Source organism: Paenibacillus sp. FSL H7-0716 (assembly GCF_038002705.1).
GTDB classification, from domain to species: domain Bacteria; phylum Bacillota; class Bacilli; order Paenibacillales; family Paenibacillaceae; genus Paenibacillus_AQ; species Paenibacillus_AQ odorifer.
In genome coordinates, this window is the sequence record NZ_JBBODA010000008.1 from 172,901 (window position 1) to 197,597 (window position 24,697).

The 24,697-nt window shown below is 42.2% G+C and carries 21 protein-coding genes; 14 read left to right on the forward strand and 7 right to left on the reverse strand.

Annotated features, from left to right (window positions below; genetic code table 11):
- Nucleotides 1-3 precede the first annotated feature (3 nt).
- The 4 genes from MHH60_RS13350 to MHH60_RS13365 all read left to right on the forward strand — a co-directional run bounded on the left by MHH60_RS13350 (nt 4) and on the right by MHH60_RS13365 (nt 6,663).
- Nucleotides 4-1,023 carry an LCP family protein gene (locus MHH60_RS13350; protein WP_076134392.1) on the forward strand — a complete coding sequence of 340 codons (1,020 nt, stop codon included), beginning with the start codon at nt 4-6 and terminating at the stop codon, nt 1,021-1,023.
- A gap of 179 nt (nt 1,024-1,202) precedes the next feature.
- The gene (locus MHH60_RS13355; protein ID WP_076134393.1) at nt 1,203-2,378 is read left to right on the forward strand and encodes an MFS transporter; all 1,176 of its coding nucleotides are present in this window, start codon (nt 1,203-1,205) and stop codon (nt 2,376-2,378) included.
- A 252-nt stretch (nt 2,379-2,630) separates the two neighbouring features.
- Nucleotides 2,631-5,801, forward strand: coding sequence for a GNAT family N-acetyltransferase (locus MHH60_RS13360; protein ID WP_076134394.1), 3,171 nt, complete (start codon nt 2,631-2,633; stop codon nt 5,799-5,801).
- Complete coding sequence (locus tag MHH60_RS13365) at nt 5,788-6,663, forward strand: amidohydrolase family protein (RefSeq protein ID WP_076134395.1); 876 nt, start codon at nt 5,788-5,790, stop codon at nt 6,661-6,663. Before MHH60_RS13360 ends, MHH60_RS13365 begins: the two co-directional genes overlap by 14 nt.
- A 137-nt stretch (nt 6,664-6,800) precedes the next feature.
- On the opposite strand, the gene MHH60_RS13370 is transcribed toward MHH60_RS13365, so the two are convergent.
- Complete coding sequence (locus tag MHH60_RS13370; RefSeq protein ID WP_076134396.1) at nt 6,801-7,190, reverse strand: hypothetical protein; 390 nt, start codon at nt 7,188-7,190, stop codon at nt 6,801-6,803.
- A gap of 274 nt (nt 7,191-7,464) precedes the next feature.
- Here MHH60_RS13370 and MHH60_RS13375 point away from each other — a divergent pair, with 274 nt between their 5' ends.
- Nucleotides 7,465-7,854 (forward strand): BlaI/MecI/CopY family transcriptional regulator, encoded by a 390-nt coding sequence (locus MHH60_RS13375; RefSeq protein WP_076134397.1) that lies wholly within the window; start codon nt 7,465-7,467, stop codon nt 7,852-7,854.
- Nucleotides 7,854-9,680 (forward strand): M56 family metallopeptidase, encoded by a 1,827-nt coding sequence (locus MHH60_RS13380; protein WP_076134398.1) that lies wholly within the window; start codon nt 7,854-7,856, stop codon nt 9,678-9,680. Before MHH60_RS13375 ends, MHH60_RS13380 begins: the two co-directional genes overlap by 1 nt.
- A 622-nt stretch (nt 9,681-10,302) precedes the next feature.
- On the opposite strand, the gene MHH60_RS13385 is transcribed toward MHH60_RS13380, so the two are convergent.
- Complete coding sequence (locus tag MHH60_RS13385; protein WP_036688810.1) at nt 10,303-10,929, reverse strand: glycoside hydrolase domain-containing protein; 627 nt, start codon at nt 10,927-10,929, stop codon at nt 10,303-10,305.
- A gap of 151 nt (nt 10,930-11,080) precedes the next feature.
- Between MHH60_RS13385 and MHH60_RS13390 the strand changes: the two genes are divergently transcribed.
- Nucleotides 11,081-11,650: a hypothetical protein gene (locus MHH60_RS13390; protein ID WP_076134399.1), complete on the forward strand. Its 570-nt coding sequence runs from the start codon at nt 11,081-11,083 to the stop codon at nt 11,648-11,650.
- A 17-nt stretch (nt 11,651-11,667) separates the two neighbouring features.
- On the opposite strand, the gene MHH60_RS13395 is transcribed toward MHH60_RS13390, so the two are convergent.
- The gene (locus MHH60_RS13395) at nt 11,668-12,222 is read right to left on the reverse strand and encodes a helix-turn-helix domain-containing protein (RefSeq protein WP_076134400.1); all 555 of its coding nucleotides are present in this window, start codon (nt 12,220-12,222) and stop codon (nt 11,668-11,670) included.
- Nucleotides 12,223-12,336: 114 nt separating this feature from the next.
- Here MHH60_RS13395 and MHH60_RS13400 point away from each other — a divergent pair, with 114 nt between their 5' ends.
- Nucleotides 12,337-12,918: a LysE family transporter gene (locus MHH60_RS13400; protein ID WP_076134401.1), complete on the forward strand. Its 582-nt coding sequence runs from the start codon at nt 12,337-12,339 to the stop codon at nt 12,916-12,918.
- Between the two features lie 13 nt (nt 12,919-12,931).
- On the opposite strand, the gene MHH60_RS13405 is transcribed toward MHH60_RS13400, so the two are convergent.
- Nucleotides 12,932-13,921 carry a 3-oxoacyl-[acyl-carrier-protein] synthase III C-terminal domain-containing protein gene (locus MHH60_RS13405; RefSeq protein ID WP_076134402.1) on the reverse strand — a complete coding sequence of 330 codons (990 nt, stop codon included), beginning with the start codon at nt 13,919-13,921 and terminating at the stop codon, nt 12,932-12,934.
- A gap of 297 nt (nt 13,922-14,218) precedes the next feature.
- Between MHH60_RS13405 and MHH60_RS13410 the strand changes: the two genes are divergently transcribed.
- Nucleotides 14,219-15,022 carry a CAP domain-containing protein gene (locus tag MHH60_RS13410; protein ID WP_256715084.1) on the forward strand — a complete coding sequence of 268 codons (804 nt, stop codon included), beginning with the start codon at nt 14,219-14,221 and terminating at the stop codon, nt 15,020-15,022.
- 299 nt (nt 15,023-15,321) lie between these two features.
- Here MHH60_RS13410 and MHH60_RS13415 read toward each other — a convergent pair whose 3' ends face one another.
- From MHH60_RS13415 to MHH60_RS13425, 3 genes are all read right to left on the reverse strand, one after another.
- Entirely contained in the window at nt 15,322-16,428 is a 1,107-nt protein-coding gene (locus MHH60_RS13415) for a GerAB/ArcD/ProY family transporter (RefSeq protein ID WP_076134403.1), read from the reverse strand.
- 268 nt (nt 16,429-16,696) lie between these two features.
- Nucleotides 16,697-17,866, reverse strand: a complete 1,170-nt coding sequence (locus tag MHH60_RS13420) for a Ger(x)C family spore germination protein (RefSeq protein ID WP_076134405.1) — start codon at nt 17,864-17,866, stop codon at nt 16,697-16,699.
- Between the two features lie 5 nt (nt 17,867-17,871).
- Nucleotides 17,872-19,452 carry a spore germination protein gene (locus MHH60_RS13425; protein WP_256715085.1) on the reverse strand — a complete coding sequence of 527 codons (1,581 nt, stop codon included), beginning with the start codon at nt 19,450-19,452 and terminating at the stop codon, nt 17,872-17,874.
- 305 nt (nt 19,453-19,757) lie between these two features.
- On the opposite strand from MHH60_RS13425, the gene MHH60_RS13430 reads away from it, so the two are divergent.
- The 5 genes from MHH60_RS13430 to MHH60_RS13450 all read left to right on the forward strand — a co-directional run bounded on the left by MHH60_RS13430 (nt 19,758) and on the right by MHH60_RS13450 (nt 24,626).
- Nucleotides 19,758-20,972: an MFS transporter gene (locus MHH60_RS13430; RefSeq protein ID WP_076134469.1), complete on the forward strand. Its 1,215-nt coding sequence runs from the start codon at nt 19,758-19,760 to the stop codon at nt 20,970-20,972.
- Between the two features lie 128 nt (nt 20,973-21,100).
- Nucleotides 21,101-21,826 (forward strand): LytR/AlgR family response regulator transcription factor, encoded by a 726-nt coding sequence (locus MHH60_RS13435; RefSeq protein WP_076134406.1) that lies wholly within the window; start codon nt 21,101-21,103, stop codon nt 21,824-21,826.
- Nucleotides 21,827-23,149, forward strand: coding sequence for a sensor histidine kinase (locus MHH60_RS13440; RefSeq protein ID WP_076134407.1), 1,323 nt, complete (start codon nt 21,827-21,829; stop codon nt 23,147-23,149).
- Nucleotides 23,150-23,259: 110 nt separating this feature from the next.
- Nucleotides 23,260-23,868 (forward strand): CPBP family intramembrane glutamic endopeptidase, encoded by a 609-nt coding sequence (locus MHH60_RS13445; RefSeq protein ID WP_036688777.1) that lies wholly within the window; start codon nt 23,260-23,262, stop codon nt 23,866-23,868.
- A gap of 200 nt (nt 23,869-24,068) precedes the next feature.
- Nucleotides 24,069-24,626, forward strand: coding sequence for a cysteine hydrolase family protein (locus MHH60_RS13450; RefSeq protein WP_076134408.1), 558 nt, complete (start codon nt 24,069-24,071; stop codon nt 24,624-24,626).
- Nucleotides 24,627-24,697 lie beyond the last annotated feature (71 nt).

Sequence of the window (24,697 nt, forward strand, 5' to 3'; positions counted from 1 at the left end):
ATTATGTCTAACAAACGCAAGTGGACAATAACCCGTAAAATTCTGACGAGCATTGGTCTTGTCTTAGGCGCAACTATTATAGCGATTGGAGTATATGCAGGGTATTTATACAAAAAGACGGATGCTGCGATACAGCGTATGGCAGCTCCAGTCACCGTCCAACCCACTGCTGCTCCAGAGGAAAAAAAGGAGACCGTATCGGTTGAACCTATGATTTTTCTGCTTGCCGGGGTAGATAGCCGGGACGGTGGCGGTGGGGTAATGAATACCGATGTTCTGATGCTTGTCAGCTTCAATCCGGACACGAAGTCGACGAGTTTCTTATCTTTACCCAGGGATTTGTTGCTAAAACCTAAATCGTTACCTTCCCGTAAAGCCAATTATTATTATGCTTATCATTACATAAAAGACAAAACAGAGGCTATTCCGAATACAAAAGAGTTTTTCAGCAATTTGCTCGGTCTGCCGATTGATCACATGGTTGTGGTGAATTTTGATGTGTTGCAGGAGACCGTGGATTTGCTTGGCGGACTGACTATAGATGTCGATATGGATATGAAATATACCGATACGGCAGATGGTACACACATCGATTTAAAGAAAGGCTTGCAAAAGCTGGATGGCCAACAAGTTCTTGATTTTGTGCGGTACCGTAAATCGAATCAAGGAACGGCTGAATCCTCCGATTTCCAGCGCAATGATCGGCAGCAGCAAGTAATCAAGCAGATTCTGGATAAGCTAGGAAATTTCCAAGGCGTGTCCCAATGGGGAAATATATTGGATATCATTGGTGAAAATGTGAAGACGGATATTCCTCAAGCAGATCTGCAGCAGTGGTTATTCAACTTCCCTAAACTTAAACCAGAGCATATTAATTCCTTACATGTGGAATCTCTTTGGAAGAGTCCGTATGTCTATGTGAATAAAGAGGATCTAAAACAAGCACTTACTACTCTGAGTACGGAAGCAGGTGTCAGCTCCGAAAGCTCATTACACTTGGAGAATGTTGGGACGGTGGATTAACATCTATAACCCTGCTCTTAAGAGCAGGGTTTTTTATTTGTTTTACTATAAATCCCGCTAACCAGTAAAGTAATCCGCCAAGAGGTAGAGGCCTGGCTTCCATGCATAGTACCATAAACACAGCGATTATGACGAATCGTATATTGTTTCTGGTTTACTTGAGAGGAGAAGGGGATTTTATGAAATACAGACGGGGGATTATGTTTCTAATCGTACTTACAGGGATGATCTCAATAGCTGCTTTTAATCCGATTATTGGTCCGCTTGCGCGAAATTTGGGGCTGAGTGATTTTCAATCAGGATGTTTAGTATCGGTGGCGGGGTTATGTTGGCTGCTCGGAGGATATTTCTGGGAAAAACAAACGTTTATGAGCCGAAAGTGGCTGCTTGCTTCGATTATGTTCGTCTATATGGCGACACTCATCATTTTTGCACTATTGGCTGATTATGCAGTAAATGCACAGAGTAAAGAGAGTCTGTTTTGGAGTTTCTTTTTTCTTCGCGCAATCGCTGGCTTTTTCTTTGGAGGAATTCCGGCATTAGCACAAGCTTATGTTATGGGCTGGAGTACAAAAGAAACCCGTACACAAGGAATGGCATTATTTGGTGCGGCCAACGGTCTTGGTTTCGTAGTAGGACCCGCAATGAGTGGAGGAATGGCTTCACTGGGCCTGACCTCACCAATGTACGCGGCAGCTATTTTATTGTTCACCTTGGCTATATTGTTTCTGGTGTTTATTCCTAAAGAAAAGAATATTGAGATTGAGCGGCAGGCGATTTCACTTTCCCCCAATGATCGACGTATACGCCTCTATTTATGGATTGGACTTTTGCTTTCGTTTGCTCTGAATATCGTGCAGGTTACTATCGGATTTTTTGTGCAGGATAGCTTGGATTACAGTACTCAGCAAGCCACTCAGTTAATTGGAATGGGGCTGGCGATCTCGGGAATAATGGTAGTGCTCTCGCAAATTGTAATCAGTAAGTATCTCAAATGGCATCCTAAAAAAGTGCTGCTTGTAGGACTCTTATTTGTTGCCTTAGGCTTGCTGGGATTGTTATTGTTCATCAGATTTGCGTATGTAGACTTTACATTCTTGGGTATTGGCATCGGCTTTACACTGCTCGGCTACAGTGCGGGGGCTTCAATGGCGGTTCAAGACCATGAGCAAAGAAGCGTTGCTTCCTTTATTGCTGCCCTGCAAGGTGGCGGGTCATTCATAGGGCCAGTTATAGGTACGGCCTTATACACCGTTAATATGGCGCTTCCTTATTCTATCTGCGTACTGTTGATATGTATTGTAGGTCTCGCTAATATGAAGAAAAGAGCGGCGGATCGTGTGGAGAGTTGTTAAAGAAGAAAGGCTGCTCCTAATAGCAGCTTCAGGCTGTCGAGGGTGACTCGACAGCTTTTTTTGTAGCTTTCTGCTGGCAGTGAGTTTATGTAGAAAATAAGGAGAAAGAGTTTTTTACCTCGTATTGAGCTTCCAGTTAATAGTATAATAAGAACTCGTAGGAGTTATTTCAATATGTTGTAGAGAGGTTATCCAGAATAACTGTATACGAATACATACTCATATTTTTTTGAGGAATAAGGAGATGAAAGCATGACTGTAAAAACTACAGCGGAACAAATCCGCATTATCGAATACGATTCTTCTTATGCTGGGGCGGTCGCAGAAATGTGGAACCGCAGCAACGAAAGCTGGGGCGGAGGCACCAATCAGAGAACTGAGGACAGTGTGCGCCGTGAGATGGAGATCTCGTCCAATCTTAATGCCTTTCTTGCCGTTGATGGCAAAGAGGTAGTCGGCTTCTGCAGCTTCGCCCACTACCGTCAAGATGAAGGGGCTTTATATGTCCCGCTATTGAATGTACGCCCCGATTATCACGGATACAAGGTCGGCCGCAATCTGATTCTGAACGCTGTTCGCCAAACAATAGAAGCGGGCTGGCCACGTCTTGATCTGTTTACCTGGGCAGGTAATACGAAAGCCGTACCGATGTATAAGAAATGCGGATTTTTTTGGGAGAAAAATGAAGATTACGTCCATCTGATGAACTTCATTCCAACAGTACTGCAAACGGAAGCACTTGCTCCTTATTTTGAGGAACTGGATTGGTATGCAGACAGTACCCGTGAACTCCCAATCCAGCCAGATGGCCGCCAGGAGCGTGGCTTTGATTTCTTTGATTACACTTGGCAAAAGGGAGAACTCTCCTTGCGGGCGGAATTCGAGAAGACTGGCCGTGGTCTGACCGCTCTTGATACACCAGACTATGAAATCTCTACAGAGATTGATGATCATGATCTAGTGTTTGGTTCGACCTACAAGATCCGCTATCGCATCAAGAATCGTTCGACGTCTGAGCTGGCCATTGAGATCGAAGGCCAGAACGATAAAAATATCCGGTTTGCTCTATCTGCTGCGCGAACATTAGCACCAGGTGAAACGGTTATCGTGGAAGGTGATTTTGAGCTTGATTCGGTTAGGGAAGAGCAGAACGATAAGAAGACACACCCCGTTGTTATGAGTAAGTGGATCATCGGTGGCAAGCGTGCTGAATTCCGCATTGGCGTTGCTCCTAAATTCCCACTCAAAATGAAGATAGCGCTGCCACACCGGGAACTGTATCTGGGCCTTCCTTCGGAACTGTACCTTAATGTGGAGAATAATTTTGCTGCAGAAGCAGAATTTTCTTTTGATTTGCCCGAAGACGAATTCCTGATGTGGGCGGATCGTACTGTAAGCTTTACTGTTCCAGCTAAGAGTAAGGCTTCTATTCAAGTACCCTTTACCCTAAATTCATACGGTCTTTATTCACAGGCTATTGAGGCAACGGCCGTTCCGGTTGGAGAGAAGGCAGTCACCTTTATCAGCAAGCTATCCGTTCTAATGAAGGGAACGCATGGCCGCTTTGGTGGGGAAAACGGGGATCAGTGGGTGGCTGTGAATGGCGCCTACTCTATTCATCTTAATAATACAGACAATGGAATGTGGATTGAATATCCCGGCTCGAGCCATAATTTCTGGTTGACCCATCCGAAGTTAGGTAAGCCGTTCGCAGAAGAATTCTCTAAGAAACAGGCCAAAGAAGTAAAGATCTATTCTGAAGGGGAGAGTCAGGTTCTCGAAGCTCTTTACGAGTCGGAAGAATTTCCGGGTCTTGAGATAAAAAGAGTGGCTAAGCTATTTGCTAACGGAATCGCTGAGTTTTATAGCGAGGTCTGCAATACCAATAGTGACATCCTGGAAGAAGACATGTATCTGTTGACGAATTTCGGCTTTTTCGGTAAACAGCTCATCTTGCCATATCAGGGCCAATACGTGGACATGGGCGATGCGTACTCAGGCGATCCAAGTCTTTGGGACAGTGCACAAATTACGGAGAACTGGTTGTTCTGCAAGGAAGAGAACGTCACATGCGGAATCTGCTGGGATCCTTCGCTAAAATTGCTTCGTCCGGAATACCCGCTTGGGCTGGAGCATAAGCTTGGCCGAATCTCCGCTGGAGATGTCGTACGGACAAAAACTATGGTTTTTGCTCTTAACACCTTCCTTAAGTGGTCGGAATTCCGCGCCTTTGCCCTAAAACAGCAGAATTCGGTCATACCGGTGTTGGATGACCATCTTGAGCTAACGCTTGGCGGTGGAAATCCGTTTGCGGCAGGGGCACTTCATGCCGAGCTAATCGAACGAAAGATGACACCGCTTGATGGAAGCCTTGAATTGTATGTACAGGCTGATGGAGAAGCGGAGCGAAGTGTCGCAGAGATGGAGTTGCAAAGAGGACAAAACTTGCACTCCGCGGGTTTTGAGCTCTCTACTGAGGATACAGAATCACCAGAACACAACGAATCTGGCCGTAAGGTCCGGGTCGTCTATCGCGGTGAGGACCGCATTCAAGAGCGAACAGGCCTCTGGTTTCCACAATCGGAAACAAGCGTTGTTTGTGAGATAGAAGAAGGACCTGCGGGTCCCATTTACACAGTGAGCAACGGTGTTCTATCTATTGCAGCTGCTCCTGATTTCGGCAGCGTTGTGCATTCCTTGAAGCACCAAGGAGAAGAGTGGCTGGACAGCACCTTTCCGAAAGCTGAACCACGTTCCTGGTGGAATCCTTGGCATGGTGGACTCGGTGTGGGAATTTCTGGCATAGGCGGATTTAGCCGGTTGCAGGAGCCAAGAAGCGCAGCTTGGACGGAGCAGATGGATGATCACGGTAACGTCTGGAAGGGACTGAGACTGACCACTTCGATGGAGAAGCAGGAAGCAAACCGGGGGATCACGATCAATCAGCATTACCTCATGCTGCCCGGAGTTCCTGTGCTCTGTGTGTTGATTTCAGTAACCAATGAAAGCGGAATGACGCTGCCGCATTATTCGCTATCCGAGGATAGTTACTTTAAGCCTTCACCAATCTATTCGGAAGGCTGGATGGAGCTCCCAGAGGAAGGCAACTTCCCTATCGGGAGGGTCGAAGCCCATCTGGAATCCAAGGGACTTATCCGAATCGGTGCAACTTCGCGTAAAGACATGCTGCATGTGGTGCATAGTTATCCTAATCAGAGAGCTATGTCTTACGTGAACAATAAGGTATTCACATATGGTGTGAATCACCATCTACTACTTCTGAACGGAGAAACCGCTTGGACACAGCCGACCTTCATGATCATGGGAGAGCTCGCTCTGGATCCAGAGATAGTTCGTAATCTTATGAAGGTGACCTTTGCTAGTGCTTCTGACAAAAAGGAGACTATAAATGCCAATCATTGATATTCACATTCATCTGTCGGACATCGATAGCTTTCATCGGACAGCACTGGACCTCTCCAAAGTTGATTACACAGCTGCTGGGCTCAAAGCGGAGTTTGACAAGAACGACGTTGTTCTCGGCATTGGTATGGGGGTCACGGAGCAGACGAAGGGAGCCTTTCCTGACTCTGCCTCTCCCAATCCGATGGGACTCGACTTGGAAGCCAGTGTGCCGCCATTCTTAATGGAATGCGTGGGCATTAATCCGAATATGCTCGGAGGAAAGGATGCTTTGGATGAGCTGGACCGAATTGAGGCAAGGCTGCAAGCTCCTGAGGTAGCTGGTATTAAGCTCTATGCCGGGTACTATCATCATTACGTTTATGACAAAATCTACTCGCCGATCTATGAGCTGGCGGCCAAGTACGGCATGCCTGTGGTTATTCATACCGGTGATACGTATTCGATGAATGGATTGCTTAAGTATGCGCATCCGCTTACCGTGGACGAACTAGCGTTCCAACGGCGCGACGTGAACTTTATGATCTGCCATCTAGGCGATCCATGGGTGATGGATGCTGCTGAAGTGGTCGCCAAGAATCCGAACGTCTATGCCGATTTGTCTGGTCTCGTTGTTGGTGATCGGCCTCATTTTGAGCGGTTCATGAATGAACCCCTGTTTATGGATCATTTTCGCCGGGCGTTGGTGTACTCTGATCACTATGAAAAAATGTTGTTCGGTACCGATTGGCCACTCGCGCCTATTGATCTCTATGCGGAGTTCGTTCGCCGACTTGTGCCTGAGCAGCACCACGAGAAAGTATTTTATGAGAATGCCTTTGCATTATTTCCACGCATCCAGCAGAGAATTGCAGCGCTCTGAGCGGAGCGGGACAGTATATCTGAAGCGCAGGAAAATAATATAATTACGAACAAGCCATCCTTAGTTAGTATTAAAGGATGGCTTGTTTTTACATTTGTATGATAACCATGCCTATTTTTAGATTGAGTTTCCAAATTTTAATCTTCCTTTTTTTTACTTAACAGATCAGCTAGCTCAACCGAATTCTTATTTCTTAAATCCAGCATCTTTTCGCTATTGCTAGCTTTAATCAGGAAACCATCTTTCGTTGTAAAATCCATATAAAGGCTGAATCCGACCACCTTTGAATTAGCGTAAGTAACAGTCATTCGATAAGTTGGTTCACCTACATCTACAGACCCGCGTACTTTTTTTACAGTTCTTATAGCATTTTCGAAGATTTGAAGGCTTTCACGGTCAGTATAAGTGATTTCTGTTGTTTCGGATACAAGATGGACACTTACGATCTTCTGCGTGGGTCTGACTAATACAAATAATAAAATCAGTAAAATTATCAGTGAAAATGATAGAATACTAAATTTTTTCATAACTGACCTCCTTACTTAAGAATAATGCAGACCCATCACTTAGTTTCCAAAATAGTTATAAATTTCAACTGAGTGTGCGTTGGTTATTTCATTGTTGGAATCTTATAAAAGTTCCTAGGGTTCTATTTATATTTGCTACTGGACTGGTGAAACCTTTATTAAAATAATAAACGTCTAAGAAGGTATACATATTTTAGAAATAATGTGCTTGCTTTTTAATTACACGTTTGTATAATGAATGTATTACACGAATGTATAACAAGGAGAAATAGGGATGAATAACAAAATCAAACGCTTGCCAGATGCTGAACTGGAAATTATGCTGGTGATTTGGCGAGCCGAGAGTTGGGTTAGCTCCACTTATATTTTGAATCAACTGGGGGATAAACGTAACTGGGCGCTTGCAACTTTGATGACAGTGCTGTCACGGCTGGTTGAAAAGGGTTTTCTATCTTGCGAAAAAGAAGGGCGGAGCAACCGTTATCTCGCTGCAATTTCTGAGACAGATTATAAAGAGAGCGAAGGGAAGTCTACGCTTGAAAAGCTGTTTGGCAACTCTGTGCAGGATATGGTAATGTCCTTATACAACGGGAAGGCGATTGATAAAAGCGATCTTGCTGAGTTGCGGGAAATGCTCGATAGAGTAGATAAGGAGGAATCCTGATGATAACAGGTCTTTTTACAGATTTTTTGGTTATTTCTGTGACCCTAAGTTTAGTTATTATCGGCTTGATCACATTAACTCCCTTGTTAAGAAAACATTATTCGGCTAAGCTGAGCTATTGGATATGGTTGATCCTAACCTTGCGATTATTGTTGCCATTCAACTTCTCCTTTACCAATCCTCCTGTGGCGATTCAGCTACCCGAAGGCCAGGCCATAGCAACAGTCTTTCAAGGATCAGCGTCCCAGAATTTGCAGGCGGATGCGCCAGTAATCTCTCAGCCGGTCCAGACAGGGGATGTAATCCATATCCCTTCTATAATTAATATTTTAGCTTACATCTGGGTTATTGGAGCTGTGCTTTTTTTAGGGTATCATTTGCTGAGTTATTTCTTTTTCAGAAAACAGGTATTACGTTGGAGCAGCCCTCTTCAGAGTGAGGATATGTTCTCCAAGCTCAAACAAGTCGCTAAAGAAATGCATGTAACACCCGCCATTCCGGTTCTGATAAGCAGTAAAGTTCCGAATCCGATGCTAATGGGTTTTTACAAGCCAACACTATTCTTGCCGCATGATCAATATAGTGACGAAGAGCTGGAGTTTATCTTAAAACATGAGCTGGTCCATTACAAAAGGCATGACATCATATATAAGCTACTGCTACTGATTGTGCAGGCACTGCATTGGTTTAATCCATTGGTCTGGTTCATGGCACGCGAAGCTGTCCGCGAAATTGAAATTTATTGTGATGACACCGTTGTACGTAAGCAAAATGCAGCATATCGAAAGAAATACTGCGAAGCTATTTTATCGGTTATGCAAAGTAATGCTACTCGGCATGTAGCTTTATCAACGAATTTTGCAGGAGGAAAATACTCGATGAAGCAGCGATTCGGCAGTATTTTAAATATGAAAGAAAAACGAAACGGAGTAGGTGCATTTCTTGCGGTCTTAATGGTGGTTGGTGTAACAGCAGTGCTTGCAGCCTGTACCAACCTAACCGGCCAATTTACAGATATCGCGCTCAAACCAGGTACTATCTATTCCTACAGCTCTAGTGGCGAACAAGTTGTTGTGCATGACGCTGGGAATGCGTATTCCATGGACGAGGATGGTAATGTCTCTGTCTCCTATCGGAAAGGGGAGATCCAAGCGCAAACGCCTTTAAAACTTGATACGACTGGAACTGAAATGGGGATGGGTCGAGCGGATACCGGATTTTATATCTCCGAGGACAAGACTGCAATTGTATATGGATTTGCAGATGGTAAAGAATCCCCTCTACATGTATTAATCAGCGATGACATGGGAAAATCATGGAATAACTACAACATTGAAGGTGCAAAGGGTTATGATGCCAAGTTCATCGGGTTTACTGACAAGCAAAATGGTTGGATCGTCTCCGGAGGTTCTGCAGGTGTGGGACGTTCGCTAAATTATGTATACCAGACCTCTGACGGCGGGAAGACATGGATGGAGCTTGGAAATCCTAACGATTTATACACGGAAAGTTTAGCCGGGGCAGGGTTTTCTAACAAGGATATCGGATTCTTAGGGTTCAGATATTATGAAGATAATGGGCCTGTTATTTATTGGACCAAAGATCAGGGACAGTCATGGGAAAAGCTCGTGGTAGCCCTTCCGGAAACCTTTAACGAATATCAAAAAACGCCGCTTTCTCCTATTTTTAATGAAAAAGAAGGATTGTATCCTATTCTGCTCAGCAAAGAGGGCAATACTGTAGGTACCATCTATCTGTTGAGTAAGGACAACGGCCTGAAGTGGACGTATGATCCAGCATATGATCAAATGGGCGATTCAAAATAGGGGCAAGTGGAGCAGGGGGGATCTACAAAGATCTCGCCCCTTTTTTATGTGGAGAGCCGTCGAATTTAATATGTATCGGCTTTTAATTGTATTTTGTACAGCTATTTTGGCTCGAAAAACTCGCTCATGAAGATAGTTGTATTTTGTACACCTATTTTTTAGTTTTTTGCCGCTAAAGCTGATAACGGTGATTTTTAATTGTATAGAATACAGTTAAAGTGAGAACTTAGCCTTTTACAGACGAAATAAGTGTATAAAGTGCAGTTATCTCATAGGTTGCATAAAGTTACAGCGATAAAAATATAGGGGGAGAGCATAGGGGAAGCAAGCTGCTGTCAGTGCGGAATGGATGCTCTATCGTAATCCGGCTGGGCATTTGAAAATTCTATGGATTAATCCCCGAGGATTGCCCAAAGAAGACCTTAAAGTCGGATAGCTACGATTTATCATTATCTGCTTAAACTTCCGCTACAAACCAAAAACACCAGGCAGAGCTTTTCCAATAATCGGATAATCAATGCCTGGTTGTCTTTTTACTATTTTTTTAAATAATGAGACTTTATTTGAATCTATCATCATCTGCATTAGTATAACGCCTCGTCACCGATAAAAGAGGAATACATTACTTTTTCCAGCCTCCACCGCTATGTGAGGAGGACTCTACATAGTCTACGTTGATTTTGCCAGTGCTCGTTCCTACCTCAGTGTTGAAATTATATTGTCGCAGGTTCCAATCATCGAAGGTTCCCTGCCAGTCATTATCTACGATGAAGGTGTAACGTGTTGTAGCGGAATTAGTGCCTCGAATATGAGAGCAGACTGCTCGTGATCCGTAGATACCCATTTTATAGCCTTTGGAATTTTTAGTACTGCTGTCTAGCACTGATTTTATGCCTTGAAAATAAGGCACTATATTGTTTGTGATTTCGGTAGAAGTCATATCGCGGTCTATGGCAAAATAAATCGGAGTGCTGCTGGTTTGTCCCAAATCACTTGCTAAGCCTACAGCCGTTTCAGCATCTTTAACACCATTGGCTTTTGTAAAATGATCGAGTGATTTGCTGATTTGATAAAGGGATATGATATATAATCCCCCATCTGAAATTCGTGTAATCTCAGCTGAGGTGAGACCATCCTGGTAACCTTCAACGCGATTCAAATATCGGCAAACGAATGTGAATTTATTATTTTTAAGTGTAGTTAATCTTGCTGCTGTTACATTTGTAGCTGTATCACAACCTAAAGCCATTGTAATTGCCTTCTTTCAATTATTTTGTTTAAGGTTTGGCGCCAACCTCCTTATCAATATATGAGAAAACTTTCACAGATTCTTGGGGGAACAACGAAATGAGAGAAAAAGAGGCAGATTGAGAGGATGAATAGAAGGAGAGACTTCGATTTTGGAATTTACTATTATTGTTAACTTATTGGAAACTCTGGGATTAAATTACGTCTATACTTCGCAATTATTCGATGCTGTTCAGTTCGATTTTCAGAAGACGCCAAAAGGTCTAATCTATCTAACCGTAACAGATGTTTACGGAGAACCACCTATCAATAATAAATGGTATACGATGATTATTAAGGATGGAATGGTCATTCGCCACGCAAGTGTAGGATACCATCTTCGTTATGGTGACAATGTGAAAATAGCTGGCGATCAGCTCCTGCTTACCGATGGGAAAATATTACGATTGATAAAAGATGGAACAGGGAAGGTAACGGAGACGATTAATCTGAACACTCTAGGTGGTAATTCGGATAATTATTTAGTGGAGGGAATGGACGAGGATTTTCTGCTGATTCGGTCCAATCAGCAAGGTTTCCTCATAATGATAGATCGTAAAACAGGTGCCAAAACATTGTTGTACAAGGCACTTTTTGACGTAGAGCAGCAAAAATATGCCGAAACAAACGACCTTCCTTTTTTTGGAGACAATATCATAGTAAGATTTGATCCCAAGGTTTAAAAACCTTGGTTTTATTGCTAACTAGAATAGTATAAGATCATGCTTAAACGGGTCAATGATTGTCCTGGATTATAATATACATGGGGTTTGTCTGCGTTAAAAGTGATAGAATCACCAGATTTTAATAGATATTCATTATCATTAACACGCAAAGACAATTCACCATCAAATACAGTGATTAATTCTTCAGTTCCTTCCATATGCGGATTGGCATCAAGGTATGCACCTTCGTCTATCTCGACTGTATACCCCTCAAATCGTTTGCTTTCATCAAATGGGAAAGATGGATACACCCGATATTTTCCGTTGTCTTCAAGCAGTGGTTGAATTTCATTTCTTAATATTAATCTTGTGTCTGGTTTTGGGTAATCTATCAGCGCAGAAAATGAAATTTTTAATCCATTCGCGATCTTCCAAATGGTTGTAATGGTAGGTGCCGATTCGCCTCTTTCGATTTGACCAATCATCGTTTTGCTTACCCCTGTTAATTCTGCGACCTTTTCCAGGCTTAAATCTTTACTTCTTCTAATCTTTTTTACATTCTCCGCAATGATTTGATTTATCTCTTCCACGGTAATCCTCCCATCCCTATTTACTTTATAACGATCAAGATATACAATAAAACGCACGTAAGGACGTTATAACGTCCAATAAATACATTATAACATACAACGAGGTGTAATTCAGTGATTGTTTCTTTGTTTTTATATGCATTTGTGGCTAGCTTTACTCCGGGACCTAATAACATTATGGCAATGACTTTTGCAAACCAGTTTGGTTTACGAAAAACAATGAGATTCAGTTTAGGAGTGGGCACAGGTTTTTTCGTGATTATATTATTATGTTGCTATTTTAATATACTTCTGATTAATTTTATCCCTAAGATTGAATCTAGTATGGCTGTGATAGGTGGAGTTTACATGTTTTATTTAGCATTTAAAATTATTACAAGTAGACATCAAGAAAGTGATGGAAGTGGCGATAAACACAACAGCTTTATTGCGGGTATGCTTTTACAATTTATTAATCCAAAAGGGATATTATATGGAATCACAGTTACATCTACATTTATTCTTACCTCTCATTCTTCCTATTTTAGCTTATTGAGTTACTCTATAGTCTTAGCTTTCATCGGTTTTATGGGCACTTTTAGTTGGTGTTTATGTGGTTCTCTTTTCAAAAAAATGATATCTAAATATAGAAGTCAATTTAATATACTGATGGGATTGTTGTTAGTGTATTGTGGAGTTTCGATAGTGATAGGATGAATGAAGCCTCATGTCAATAACGCCATAACATTGAACCGGCTTGATAACCTGATCCCAATGTCCAAAATAATAAGTTATCGCCACGTTTGATCAAACCATGTTCAATAGCACAATATAAGGCCAGAAAGGGACTGCTTGTGCCTGTATAGCCATATTCGTCGGCTACATAAATAATTTTATGTTGATCCAGGTTCAGCTTAGCTTGAAGTAATTTAATATTAGCCAATGTGAATTGTGAAAAACAATAAACTTGTATATCCTCGAATGTTAGGTGATGTTTGTTCAATAAATCAATAATAGACGCTTCCGCAAATCGTACACTGTCTATACCGCTGAATTTCCCCCAGTGTAAGTAGCGGTGTTCAGCCCCGTCACGCAAAGACTTAGCTAATCCTTGAGCGGGGTATACAATTTCCTCTGTAAAACGGCTGTCCGAAAGATACCTTACGTCAATTAACCCACTCTCTGAATGATCTTTTTCTAAAATCAGGGCTACGGCGGCATCGCCAAAAATTGAATATGTTATTGGATGTGAAGGATCAGCCCATAAATTTAAAAAATCCGAACCGATAACCAACGCTCTATCTCTATCAGGATCATCATATAAAGTACGAGCAGCCTGTTCAACCGCAATAAACATTCCTATACAATTTCCATTTAAGTCATAGCAAAGCGTATCATCTTTACCTTTGATAGCTTTGTGAATAAGCAAGGAATTCGTTGGTGATAAATATTCCGGAGTTGAGCTGGAAAAAAGTATCAGATCTATATCTGCAGATTTTAATGAAGCAGCATCAATGGCTTGTTGAGCGGCATTAATCGCCATCGTCAACGAGTTCTCCTTTGTTCCTTCAATTACATGGCGTTTTTTTCTGCCTGTCTTTTTAAGAATCCGCTTAATATCTATGCCTTGCTTTTGAAAATGGTCAATAAAATATTGGTTGTTAATCACGCTTTCAGGACAATAAATGGAGACTTGTTTTATCGAGATACCTTCTAACATAGCATGATCACTCCTTGTAATAATTTTGAAATCACATTACATTAAGTAATCTAAAAGTATCTGTTTACCTAACAACGCCCGCTCATTTCTATAAGCTTGTTTGTCCAAAACTTATTTGATGTTATCGTTTATTATCTTAGCAAAGCATAACACTAATTAGTAAAAAATTCTATAAATTACTAAAAATGTAACAAAATCAACGTATCTAAAATATCTACTAAGATTAAGTCCACAGCAACCATGTTGCGAGTGGACTTTTTTACTTTTTATATTTTTGTATTAAGGATGAATAAATCAGTGGCACTTTACAGAAACTTTATTCGATTAAGTCACTACTTTGCCAAATCAGGAGGGGTTCTTATTAAACCATTTATCGTAATAGTAGCGCTATTACTCGTTACTGCTTGTTCGGGTAATAATTCGGACAACAACCAAATGACTACTCAACAAACGAAGGTTGACAATCATGCTCGTAAAACTACCTCAACGTCAACTTTAACGCAAGCATCTTCCATTTCCACGGAGAATGCAGGGAATTCAACAATTAAGACTAAACAAGTTCCAGGCGATGTAACGAAATGGCTGGGTGGGTTCATTCGGACCAATCCACCTACAGGAAGCACAACAGATCAAACAACGTATCCGCAGCAGTCGGCCAAACCACAATATTCTGCAAATCCGCAACATTCTGCTGTCCCACAGAAATCTGCAAATCCACAACCATCTACCAATACATCTCAATCGGTACAGCAAGTATTGGATCTGGTGAATAAAGAAAGAACGAATGCAGGCTTAAAGCCCCTTAGTTTAAATAGCGAACTTTCGAAAATGGCTTTGGCTAAAGCGCAGGATATGTATGACAATAATTATTTTGACCATCAGTCTCCTACGTATGGATCTCCGTTCGATATGATGAAAGCATTCGGGATCTCATATAACTCAGCAGGGGAAAACATCGCCAAAGGTCAGTCGAGCGCAGAAGAAGTAATGAACCAATGGATGAACAGTCCGGGTCATCGTGCCAACATCCTGAATAGCAGCTTCACAGAAATTGGAATAGGTTACTATAACAGCGAGTGGGTTCAAGAATTTATTGGTTAGCGGCGAGTAACTTAATAACCTTAACAGGGGTGTCCTAATAAGCTAAAAGTGGCTGTTGGGCATCCCTTCTTTGCTTAGTTTGATCCAATAACACTTGAACATACCAAACCCATAGGACACAGCTGATCTTAATCGTGGCATTGGTCCATATTTTGCATCCTCGCGGACTGTATAGCAGCTATTCCCGCAAAAAAAGCAATTATGTAGAGTAATACTTTTGCTGGCGGACTGGATTCAAGAAAAGAAGAAGCCGAAGTCTGCGAAATGAGATAGGGGATATTGAATCCGTTTAGAACGGGTTATTTTTTGTGTTGATTTATATGATAACGAATGAAAGTGACCAACAGAATCAGAAGAAACGGCAGAATGTAAGCTAGGTTAGTGATCAAGGGCCATGTAGTATTCACGATTTCCTCAAGCTCAGACTCCTGTGTGTAAGTCGTTACAGATAACAGCAGGCAGACAAAAGCAAGAGGGAAAACAATTAAGCGTTCATCGTTCAATCTCAGAAGCTCCTTTAGTACTTTAATAAGAATAAGCAGCAGGATAGAAGCCTTGAAATAGAAGCCGATAATGAGTGAAAAACCAATCACGGATTCGATTCTTTCAATGGTTTCCTGAAAATAAATGAGTCTCGCCAACTGATATAATGAATATTTCAAGCTGCCGGACAGTGGTCCCAGTACCATAATACTGCTAACGACAGAAGCAATTAATGTCAGGGCATTGATGATGAGTGCAAGATACATCTGTTTTCCCAGTTTAGAATTGTCTTCTTTACGCACGAACGGTAAAATCATCGAAAAAACGATAAGCTCGGAATAGGGAAAGCCATAGACTACATATGTTGCACTTAGGATAGGCCTAAATCCATCAGGCATGATGGGCAGTAGGTACTCGGGATGATACAGCCCTGCTACGAGTATCCAGACTAAGATGATAAATCCGAACATTAGTGACATTAGGACGGCTGCCATGCGGGCAATCACTTCGATTCCAGCTAGAGCTGTCATCGCAATCGTTATAAAAAACATGGTATTTACCGCGTAAGTGGGCGTTTCTTTCAACATCGTACTTTTGAAAAAGGTTCCGATCTCAATTACAATTCCTGCCACATTCCAAAACAGCACACAAGTGAAAGGAATTAGGAGGACAAGGGTCAGTCCGTTTCCAAGTACGGAGCGGCTTTGTTCCACAAGCGAAAGATCTGGCGCTCGTCGGTTCAAATATAGAATGCCGGAAAGCAGAAGCATTCCTATGGCCGAGGCGATTAAGAGGGATATCCAGGCTCCGTTGCCGGCAAAGTTAGTTAATGATGCAGGGACGATGACGATTGAGGAACCGGTCATAAAGAAGAGAAACAGCATGGACATTTGGATCGAGCTAACACGTTCTTGCTTATTCATACGTTCCTCCTCATTCTTTAAGCTTATGAAATGGTTGGGTTGATCCAATGGACGATGTGCTCAGCTGGAGCCGTAAGTAAATTGAAGATGGAGTCTAAATTGGGCCATGGCTTAGCTGCAATAAAGATAAATCCGAGATAAAGTACGGGTAGTAATAATACACCGTAAACTACTCGATCGCGGATGGAGGCTTGCCTAAACCTTGGGAGGTCATGGGCTAACATAGCGGAAGCTAATAACAGGACGCAGATAATTTTTCCCACCATAGCTACTTCTCCTTTGTTCCGAATATTGTACCTGAGTTCATTCCAGTGCTTAATACTTTGACATCAACGTTGATATCGAACTGAGTCTGGGCGAAGGTTTCCTTCCATTGTGGCTCTAGTTGTTTCCACAGCTGCGGATTTTTCCGGTAAATCTGATTGCCAATTCCGAGTGCATCGATCTTTTTTGTTTTCAAAAACTTGGTTGCATGCTTTACCTGTTGCTCAACCTGAGTTATGATACGCTGCTCAAAAAGCTTCATGTCCTTATTGTTTTTTAAATGTGAGCAACGTAATTCTCCGATCATCCCTTCAATAGCAATTTTCACACTGACGGACACAGAACCATTTTTTACGATTGGAGTAAGCGTACTGTTGAAGGTAAGCACTTCAAGTGTTTCTTTTTTTCGCAGCGGTGCTTCGGTCTCATCCGGGCAAGGAAATTCTAGTACTCCATAGATATATCTATCAGTCAGCATCATGAATGCTTCTGTATCCTTCTCCTTTAGAATGTCGATCATTTTCCCGTCATGAATTACAGCCAGCCCAGATATCAATGGTTTATGATCCAAACTGCTCTTATGCAGGTAGGGGATGATAGAAGTATTGGAGGGGCTACACATTTGTATAGCCAGCTCATAAAGAGGAATCTTGGAAGTTTTTGCGGCATATAGAGCACCGCTCGTCTCCATTCTCTTATACTGTTGACCAATGGTCTGCTCGATAAACGGGCTGATATCTAAAAATGGTCCCGCAGATTGCTCAGCGATGAGAGGAAGAACGGTACCACGCGGTTCTTGATCCCTGGAGAAGAAATCAAGTACCTCCCGGATGTTCGAGGTTCTGGCTAGTTGCTCCCCGATTAATATGACGCGCATATGATCCCATTTGGCTTTTCGACCAAATTTTGCCGGGATCTCCCTGATGGCTTCAAAAAAGGTTTCTCCACTAGTAACAATATTAATTCCCTTGGACGCTGGATTCCCTGCTTGTCCCATTTCTATTTTGGTGGAAGGATTATAGAAATGTGTCGTAATCACAAAATGATTGTCTTCGCTTTGGTCAATGGCGACTGCCTGCACATACCCATACTCGTCCAATTCTTTATTATCCCAGCATCCGCTAGTTAGAGTGAGTACAAGAAGGGAAATTAGTATAATAGTAAGCCGCTTCACTAGATCTACTTCCTTCCTGAAGTCTTTTTATATAGGTGTCGATTTCGTGGTGAATGAAGCAGCAGTCTTCTCGGAAGTAGAAAAATAGAATCACGTACTCTTTTAAGATCTAGCGGAGCTAACGAATCTAAATACGGTTCTCCTAAAGAGCGCAAGGTAGCCAGATGGAGATAAATTAGAATAAAACCGACCATGATGCCAAGTCCTCCGAACGTTGCCGCGAGAATCATTAAAGGAAACCGTAAAATCCGCAGTGCAATTGCCATATTGTATTGAGGTAGTGCAAATGAGGCAATGCCCGTCAAAGCGACGACAATGACCATGACCGGAGAGGCAATCTGCGATTGAATAGCTGCTTGTCCAATGACCAATGCCCCGACGATACTGACGGCCGATCCAATCGGTCTGGGTAAGCGTATGCCCGCCTCTCTCAATAGCTCAAAGAAAAACTCCATGATCAAAGCTTCAACCATCGCCGGAAAGGGGATTCCTTCGCGTGTGTTTAGAATGGCAAGCAGCAGAACCGTGGGAATTAGTTCGGAATGGAAGTTGGATAAGGCAATATAGGTACTGGGTAACAGCAGGGCGATGATGAAGGCCGCGACCCTAATCATTCTTATCAATGATGAAAAAATGGTCCGGTAGTAATAATCTTCGCTATTCGTAAAAAACTCCATGAAATTCCCGGGACAGATCAGAATGGAAGGACTTCCGTTAACCATAGCAATAATCTTCCCGTCTAGCAGAGCTGTTATAGCTGTATCCGGTCGTTCTGTATAGCGGACTTGTGGAAATGGTGAGTAGAGCGAATCACCGATCCACTCTTCGAGATAGGAGACGTCAAGTATTTCTTCCTGATCAATACTTGCTATACGTTGTTTGAATTGATTTAATGTTTCTGGTTTGACTACTCCATCCAGATAACCATAGGACAACGTTCTTTGAACCTGCTTACCAGAGGTAAAGAACTCGAACTTAAGATTGGTAGATTTCAGCAAACTACGAATAACACCCACATTACGCTCCAAGCTTTCTATAAAGCTGATGTGGGGACCTTGAACAGTAGGCTCTGAAATGGGCTCAGAGGTTTGGCGCTGTTCTACATCGAAGGCATAATAGGCAACGGCCTTTTGCCAACCTGTAAAGAAAAGAACAACTTTCCCATCAAGAATCCCCTTAATGGCTTGACCGATATTGTCCATTAATTCAAGCAGCGGTGATGAAACACCATTTTTTTCAAAATAGGAGATTACATCTTCAACGGTCACGTCTAAGGTAGGACCCAGCTCATGCGGAACTAAATTCTGCAAGACATCTTTAAAATAATTTGTAGGGTCAGACTTAGTAAGTGTATTGAAATAGACGGATGAGGCTTCATACTTAAGATCCGGGCCATAATGCCATGGAATAACCTTTAGGTCCGAACAATTCGCAAAACAATTATTAATAATCTGTAAGTTGTCTTCGAGAGACGCAGAGATAGCATGGGAAAAAAGATCCTTCATTGAAAGCTCATTTTCGGCTTCCAATTGAGGGTGCACCTTAGGATTAGACGGAGGTGTCTTGGCGTTAAAAAATTTCCGCATGCAATTCTCCTTAAATAAATGAGATGTTAAGTGATTTTTATCTTCTCCCTTATTTAGGAATTTATTCGGAAGAACAATTGGAACTGGCTCATGGAAGAGATGCGATGTTATAATGAACATAATTTTTTCAGGAGGTGCTCCTTGTGACCCATTCCATTCGTTTATGGTAATCAGTGGTGCAAGACAAGTGGACTCATTCATTTTTTTGAGATAAGGAAATGAGTTTATTTGTGATGCGCCTGTTTCAGTATGCCTATGCTCATGGAATGAGTTTATTTGAGTTTTTAATCAAAGGAGATGACCTTATGCAAATACAATGGAAAAAAGCCTTCGCCCTTATTTTTAGCGGACAGATTTTCTCGATTCTCACGAGTTCGATGGTTCAATTCGCGGTGATCTGGCACTTGACGGAATCGACAGGGTCAGCGGCAGTTTTGATGATTGCTGGGTTGGCAGCGTTTTTGCCGCAAGCGGTCTTGGGTCCTTTTGTAGGGGTCTGGCTGGACCGTTGGAATCGTAAAACAACGATGATTATTGCTGATAGCGCAATTGCGCTCTTCAGTCTGATATTAGGTATTTATTTTATGTGGGGGGAACCGGGACTTGGCTTTGTGTATATCATTCTGAGCTTGCGTTCGGCGGCATCAGCCTTTCATGCTCCAGCTTTTCAGGCGGCTGTTCCGTTGATTGCACCTGAAGAAGAATTGACAAGAGTCGCGGGCTGGCAGCAGATGGTGTTCTCTTTCTCGAATGTAATGGGTCCTGCACTTGGGATAGCGGTTTACTCGGCAACTTCGCTCGGGGCAGTATTACTACTCGATGTGGCCGGGGCTTTGATTGCGAATCTGATGCTGTTCATGGTGAAGATCCATCAGCCTAAAGTGCAGGCTACAACTGCTCCGTCTTTCGTTCAAGAATTCCGTTTGGGTTGGAACGCACTCATTCAAGCGAAACCCATTGTGTTGATTACGGGGGCTACTGCGGTGTTTAGTATCGCATTTATGCCCTTAGCGACACTATTTCCTTATATGACATTGTCTCATTTTGGCCGTGGAGGATACAGTGCCAGCCTGGTGGAAGCGGTGTTCAGCATCGGGATGATTTTAGGCGGTCTGCTATTGTCGATGTTCTCATCTAAATGGAGCGACATTAGCTATATGAGCGTAGGTCTGCTAGTCATCGGTCTTACCTGTGTGATCAGTGGTTTGATTGGGCCAAACGCATTTGTGATCTTTGCCATTCTCTCGTTCTTGATGGGCAGTGCGGCACCCTTCTTCAATGGTCCCTTCATGGCGATGATCCAACGTTCTTTTGAACCCGAGATGCTTGGGCGTGTCATTTCACTCGTGACCAGCATTATGATGTTGTCTTCACCAATTGGGCTGCTATTGGCAGGACCTGTGGTGGATCGATACGGTGTGCAGCTGTGGTTCCTCGGTTCAGGAATTGTGGTGATGCTGACCGCTCTGTTTATTTTCATCCAGTTTCGGCGGCTGGCGTCCGCGATTCCGATGAATTGATTAGGGTAAAAACTTTCCTATGAAAAGAGTTTATTGGCCGGTCCGAGAGGATCGGCTTTTTGGCGTTTCTTCATATTTTTCCAAATTATAATATGATAGAATTACGTTCACTTGGAGGGATACATAATATGAATCTTAACATTGCTATCTGTGACGATCAGAGGCAAGATGCCTCGCGGTTGGAAGAATTACTCAAGAAGCAGATGACTAGCCTGCAAGGGATGACCGCCTCTATTGAGATTTATGAATCAGGCCAAACCCTGCTTCAGACAATGACGTCTACCGCATACGATATAGTTTATCTGGATATGGAGATGCCCGAGTATAACGGTATAGAAGTCGCAGAGAAGATCCGGCTCAAAGATGCCAGGGTATTAATTATTTATGTCACCAGCCATACAAGTTATATGAGAAGAAGCTTTGCGGTTCATCCCTTTCGCTATTTACTGAAACCTATTGATGAACATGAACTGCAGACCGCCACAGTCAAAGCCATTCAGCAATGCTTGCAAAGAAACAATGTGCTGACATTCTCAATCCATCATATGAGCTATAATTTAAGGGTAGATGATATTATGTATATCACGGTAGAACGAGGCAAAAAGTTGGTCCTTTATACTGAACAAGAGACTTACTCGTATTATGGCAAACTGGGAGAGTTGGAAGGACAGCTGGGATCACATGATTTCTGTCGCGTACATACGGGATTCTTGGTAAATTGGCTGCATGTTCGTTCTTTAAGCAAGGAACTTATTCAGCTGAAGAACGGGGTGGAACTTCCAGTCAGCCGCAGTAAAAGCTCTGATTCTTTAAGGTCTTACCATGCCTTTATAGAAAAGAGGCTCTTAAGATAAATGTCTTTCATCCGGGAGATTAGTCCTTATTTTTTTGGTGTATTTATGCTCGTCCTTATCTATGTCCCGCAAGGGGTCACATTTTATATTTTTCTCAAAAAATTCCTGATCCTGAGCAGGAGCAAAAAGTCATTTATAGGCTGTCTTATTATCTTTTATATAATTAAATCGCTAACCGCTGCCAGCTTACCTCTAGTTGATTCGGTCATCCTTCACCTGCTTGTGTATAGTCTGATTACTATTTTTTATTTCCGCGGCAGTGTGCTACAAAAGCTGTTCTTTAGCAGTTTCTATACAGTGTTTACGGTGGTTATTGAGATGCTGGTATGGTTTGGGATTCAGCATATCCCACTCAATGGAGAGGGAATAGATACAGTTAATTTCTGGTGGTTAACTTTTGCTTTCCTATTAGTTGTTTTGCTAAGCATCATGTTATGTCTGCTATTGCTGCGGTTATTCAAAGTGGACACCACTACGTTATTGTCGAATCAGGATTGGGCTGTGTTGAATCTTGTTTCGGCGGGTTCTTTGCTTATTATTATTGTGAATCTGAGACATTCCAGTGATAAACCTTTTAATATTCCGCTTGATTGTGTATTCATCCTGCTTGGGATTCTTGTAATTAATGTGGCTGTAATGTTTATATATCAAAAGTTAATGAAACGGATGCAGATCGAATTCCATAATCATGTGCTTCAGCAGCAAGTGAAGGATTACACGAGTAAACTGAAAGATAATCAGGAAGCACAGCGTTTGCGGCATGATCTGAATCATGTGCTGATCCTTATTCATTCTCTGCTGGATGAAGGCGCTTTAGAAGAAGCCAAGCGATATATTGCAGAGGTTGCTTCGACACAGGAGGCGGGAGAAAAGTTTATTTCTTCTGGAAATATTGCTATTGATGCCATTTATAATGAGAAATTCGCAAAAGCTGAGCTACATCAAGTTACAATGCAATCTCATTTTCGCATCCCGCAGGACCTGTCACTTGCAGGCAAAGAGGTTGAAATTGCAATTATTTTAGGTAATGCATTAGATAATGCAATCGAAGGGGTTCAGAGATTACCAGAGTCAGAGCAGAATGTTATTGAGCTGGAAGTAATTTATACCGAAGGGTTATTGGTGATTTCTTTAAAGAATCCTGCATCTCTGCTTACGGAGGACAGGCAGGGCTCTTTTTTGTCCAGCAAGCGGAACTTTGGGCGTAGAGGGTTGGGAATCGAAAGCATTGAGTATGCGGTTCAACAGCTTCAAGGAAGCGTCAGTTTCAGATATGAGAATGGGCAGTTCATGATGTTGGCGGTATTACCACTGCCTGAGTAGCAATCCGGAACCGACTACTCCACCTAACCTGCAAGTTACGGTCTCTTCCCGCTGGTAAGCAGCGGTCCATGATATATTGAGGCTGTTCTTATTAAAGGGAGGGTATTCCGTTGACATTGTCATTGCTCATCAGTGCAGTCCTTCAGCTCATCTTATTCAGCATCATTCCCTATACATACTGGTTTTTTACAAGCAGAACAACATCATCCTTTGCCATGTGGATTGGCTGGAAGAAACCCCAATTGATTTCTAGGAAGCAGTTCATACTATGTTTTATACTTACGATGACTATATTCACCAGTCTGGGAATGCTTACAGCAATCTACATGCTGGATAGGAATACTTTGGCCAGCTCACAGTTTTATGGTACAGGTCTGAAGGGTTTGATTCCGGCATTGATTTATTCTTGGTTGCAGACTAGCTTGTCCGAAGAGATTCTGTTCCGCGGCTTCATTGGAAAACGGTTAAGTTCGAAATTCGGATTCGGAATTGGAAACTGTGCTCAAGCTTTATTATTTGGTGTCGTACATGCTGTGCTGTTATACAGTAGTGCCGGATTTTTGAATTCTGCTGTTGTAATGCTTCTTACGGGTCTTGTGGGTTGGAGTATCGGAATATTGAATGAGAAGTTATCCGGCGGTTCGATCATTCCAGGTTGGGTCCTGCACGGGCTGACTAATCTGATTTCCTCCATTTTTATGATGTATCAATGGATGTAGCGATCAAAGTTTTTAGAGAGTACATTTTAAAAATATGGTAAACTAAAAAAGTCTTAAATTATAAGATTAAAGTTTATATACCATTTTTATTGGGAGGTAGATATTATGAAAAACAATGTCAGCTTGCAAAATGATATGGGGATAACGTTTAACTGATCAAGCGTGTTAGCGTTCCCCACCATTCGAAAGGGGAAAATCATTTGAATCAGGTATTATTAATCATCGATGCACAACAAGAATTAATGGATGGAAACGAAAAGGAAAGTGCGGTATTCAATAAAGAGCAGCTTATCCGGAATATTAATAAAGTGATTGAACAAGCAAAAGAAGCCAATGTCGAAGTTGTGTTTGTTAGGGATCTTGATGTCGCTGAAGGAACAGGTGCAGGCTTTCAAGTGCACAATAAAATCAATAGGTCTGTAAATGCCAAAATCTTTGATAAGCTGGCAACGAATTCTTTTCACGGAACTGAACTGCTACAATATCTGAAAGATCAGCAGATTGAGCATGTGGTCATTATGGGATGTAAAACTCAACACTGCATCGATACTGCGGTTCGGACGGCTACGGTTAGCGGCATGGATGTTACATTGGTCGGAGATGGTCATTCTACAACGGACAATGATGTTTTAAGTGCAGAGCAAATTATCAAGCATCACAATAAAACATTACATGGGCACTACAATGTCGAACACTTTTCTATGGTTAGAAGTTCCGAAGAAGACTTGTTTCGCCCAACGCATGACTCTTATAGATAATAATTCAGAGGCGGCACTTAAATGTGCCGCTTTTTGCTGTATTGCATTACCTCTGATTTTCCTCACCTATT

Bases quoted from the DNA above. Each gene is read 5' to 3' on its own strand.
- MHH60_RS13350 (WP_076134392.1), top strand. From the start codon at position 4: ATGTCTAACAAACGCAAGTGGACAATAACCCGTAAAATTCTGACGAGC.
- MHH60_RS13370 (WP_076134396.1), bottom strand. From the start codon at position 7,190: ATGAAAAAATTTAGTATTCTATCATTTTCACTGATAATTTTACTGATT.
- MHH60_RS13425 (WP_256715085.1), bottom strand. From the start codon at position 19,452: ATGCGGAAATTTTTTAACGCCAAGACACCTCCGTCTAATCCTAAGGTG.
- MHH60_RS13365 (WP_076134395.1), top strand. From the start codon at position 5,788: ATGCCAATCATTGATATTCACATTCATCTGTCGGACATCGATAGCTTT.
- MHH60_RS13380 (WP_076134398.1), top strand. From the start codon at position 7,854: ATGATAACAGGTCTTTTTACAGATTTTTTGGTTATTTCTGTGACCCTA.
- MHH60_RS13435 (WP_076134406.1), top strand. From the start codon at position 21,101: ATGAATCTTAACATTGCTATCTGTGACGATCAGAGGCAAGATGCCTCG.
- MHH60_RS13385 (WP_036688810.1), bottom strand. From the start codon at position 10,929: ATGGCTTTAGGTTGTGATACAGCTACAAATGTAACAGCAGCAAGATTA.
- MHH60_RS13415 (WP_076134403.1), bottom strand. From the start codon at position 16,428: ATGAATAAGCAAGAACGTGTTAGCTCGATCCAAATGTCCATGCTGTTT.
- MHH60_RS13440 (WP_076134407.1), top strand. From the start codon at position 21,827: ATGTCTTTCATCCGGGAGATTAGTCCTTATTTTTTTGGTGTATTTATG.
- MHH60_RS13355 (WP_076134393.1), top strand. From the start codon at position 1,203: ATGAAATACAGACGGGGGATTATGTTTCTAATCGTACTTACAGGGATG.
- MHH60_RS13430 (WP_076134469.1), top strand. From the start codon at position 19,758: ATGCAAATACAATGGAAAAAAGCCTTCGCCCTTATTTTTAGCGGACAG.
- MHH60_RS13375 (WP_076134397.1), top strand. From the start codon at position 7,465: ATGAATAACAAAATCAAACGCTTGCCAGATGCTGAACTGGAAATTATG.
- MHH60_RS13405 (WP_076134402.1), bottom strand. From the start codon at position 13,921: ATGTTAGAAGGTATCTCGATAAAACAAGTCTCCATTTATTGTCCTGAA.
- MHH60_RS13360 (WP_076134394.1), top strand. From the start codon at position 2,631: ATGACTGTAAAAACTACAGCGGAACAAATCCGCATTATCGAATACGAT.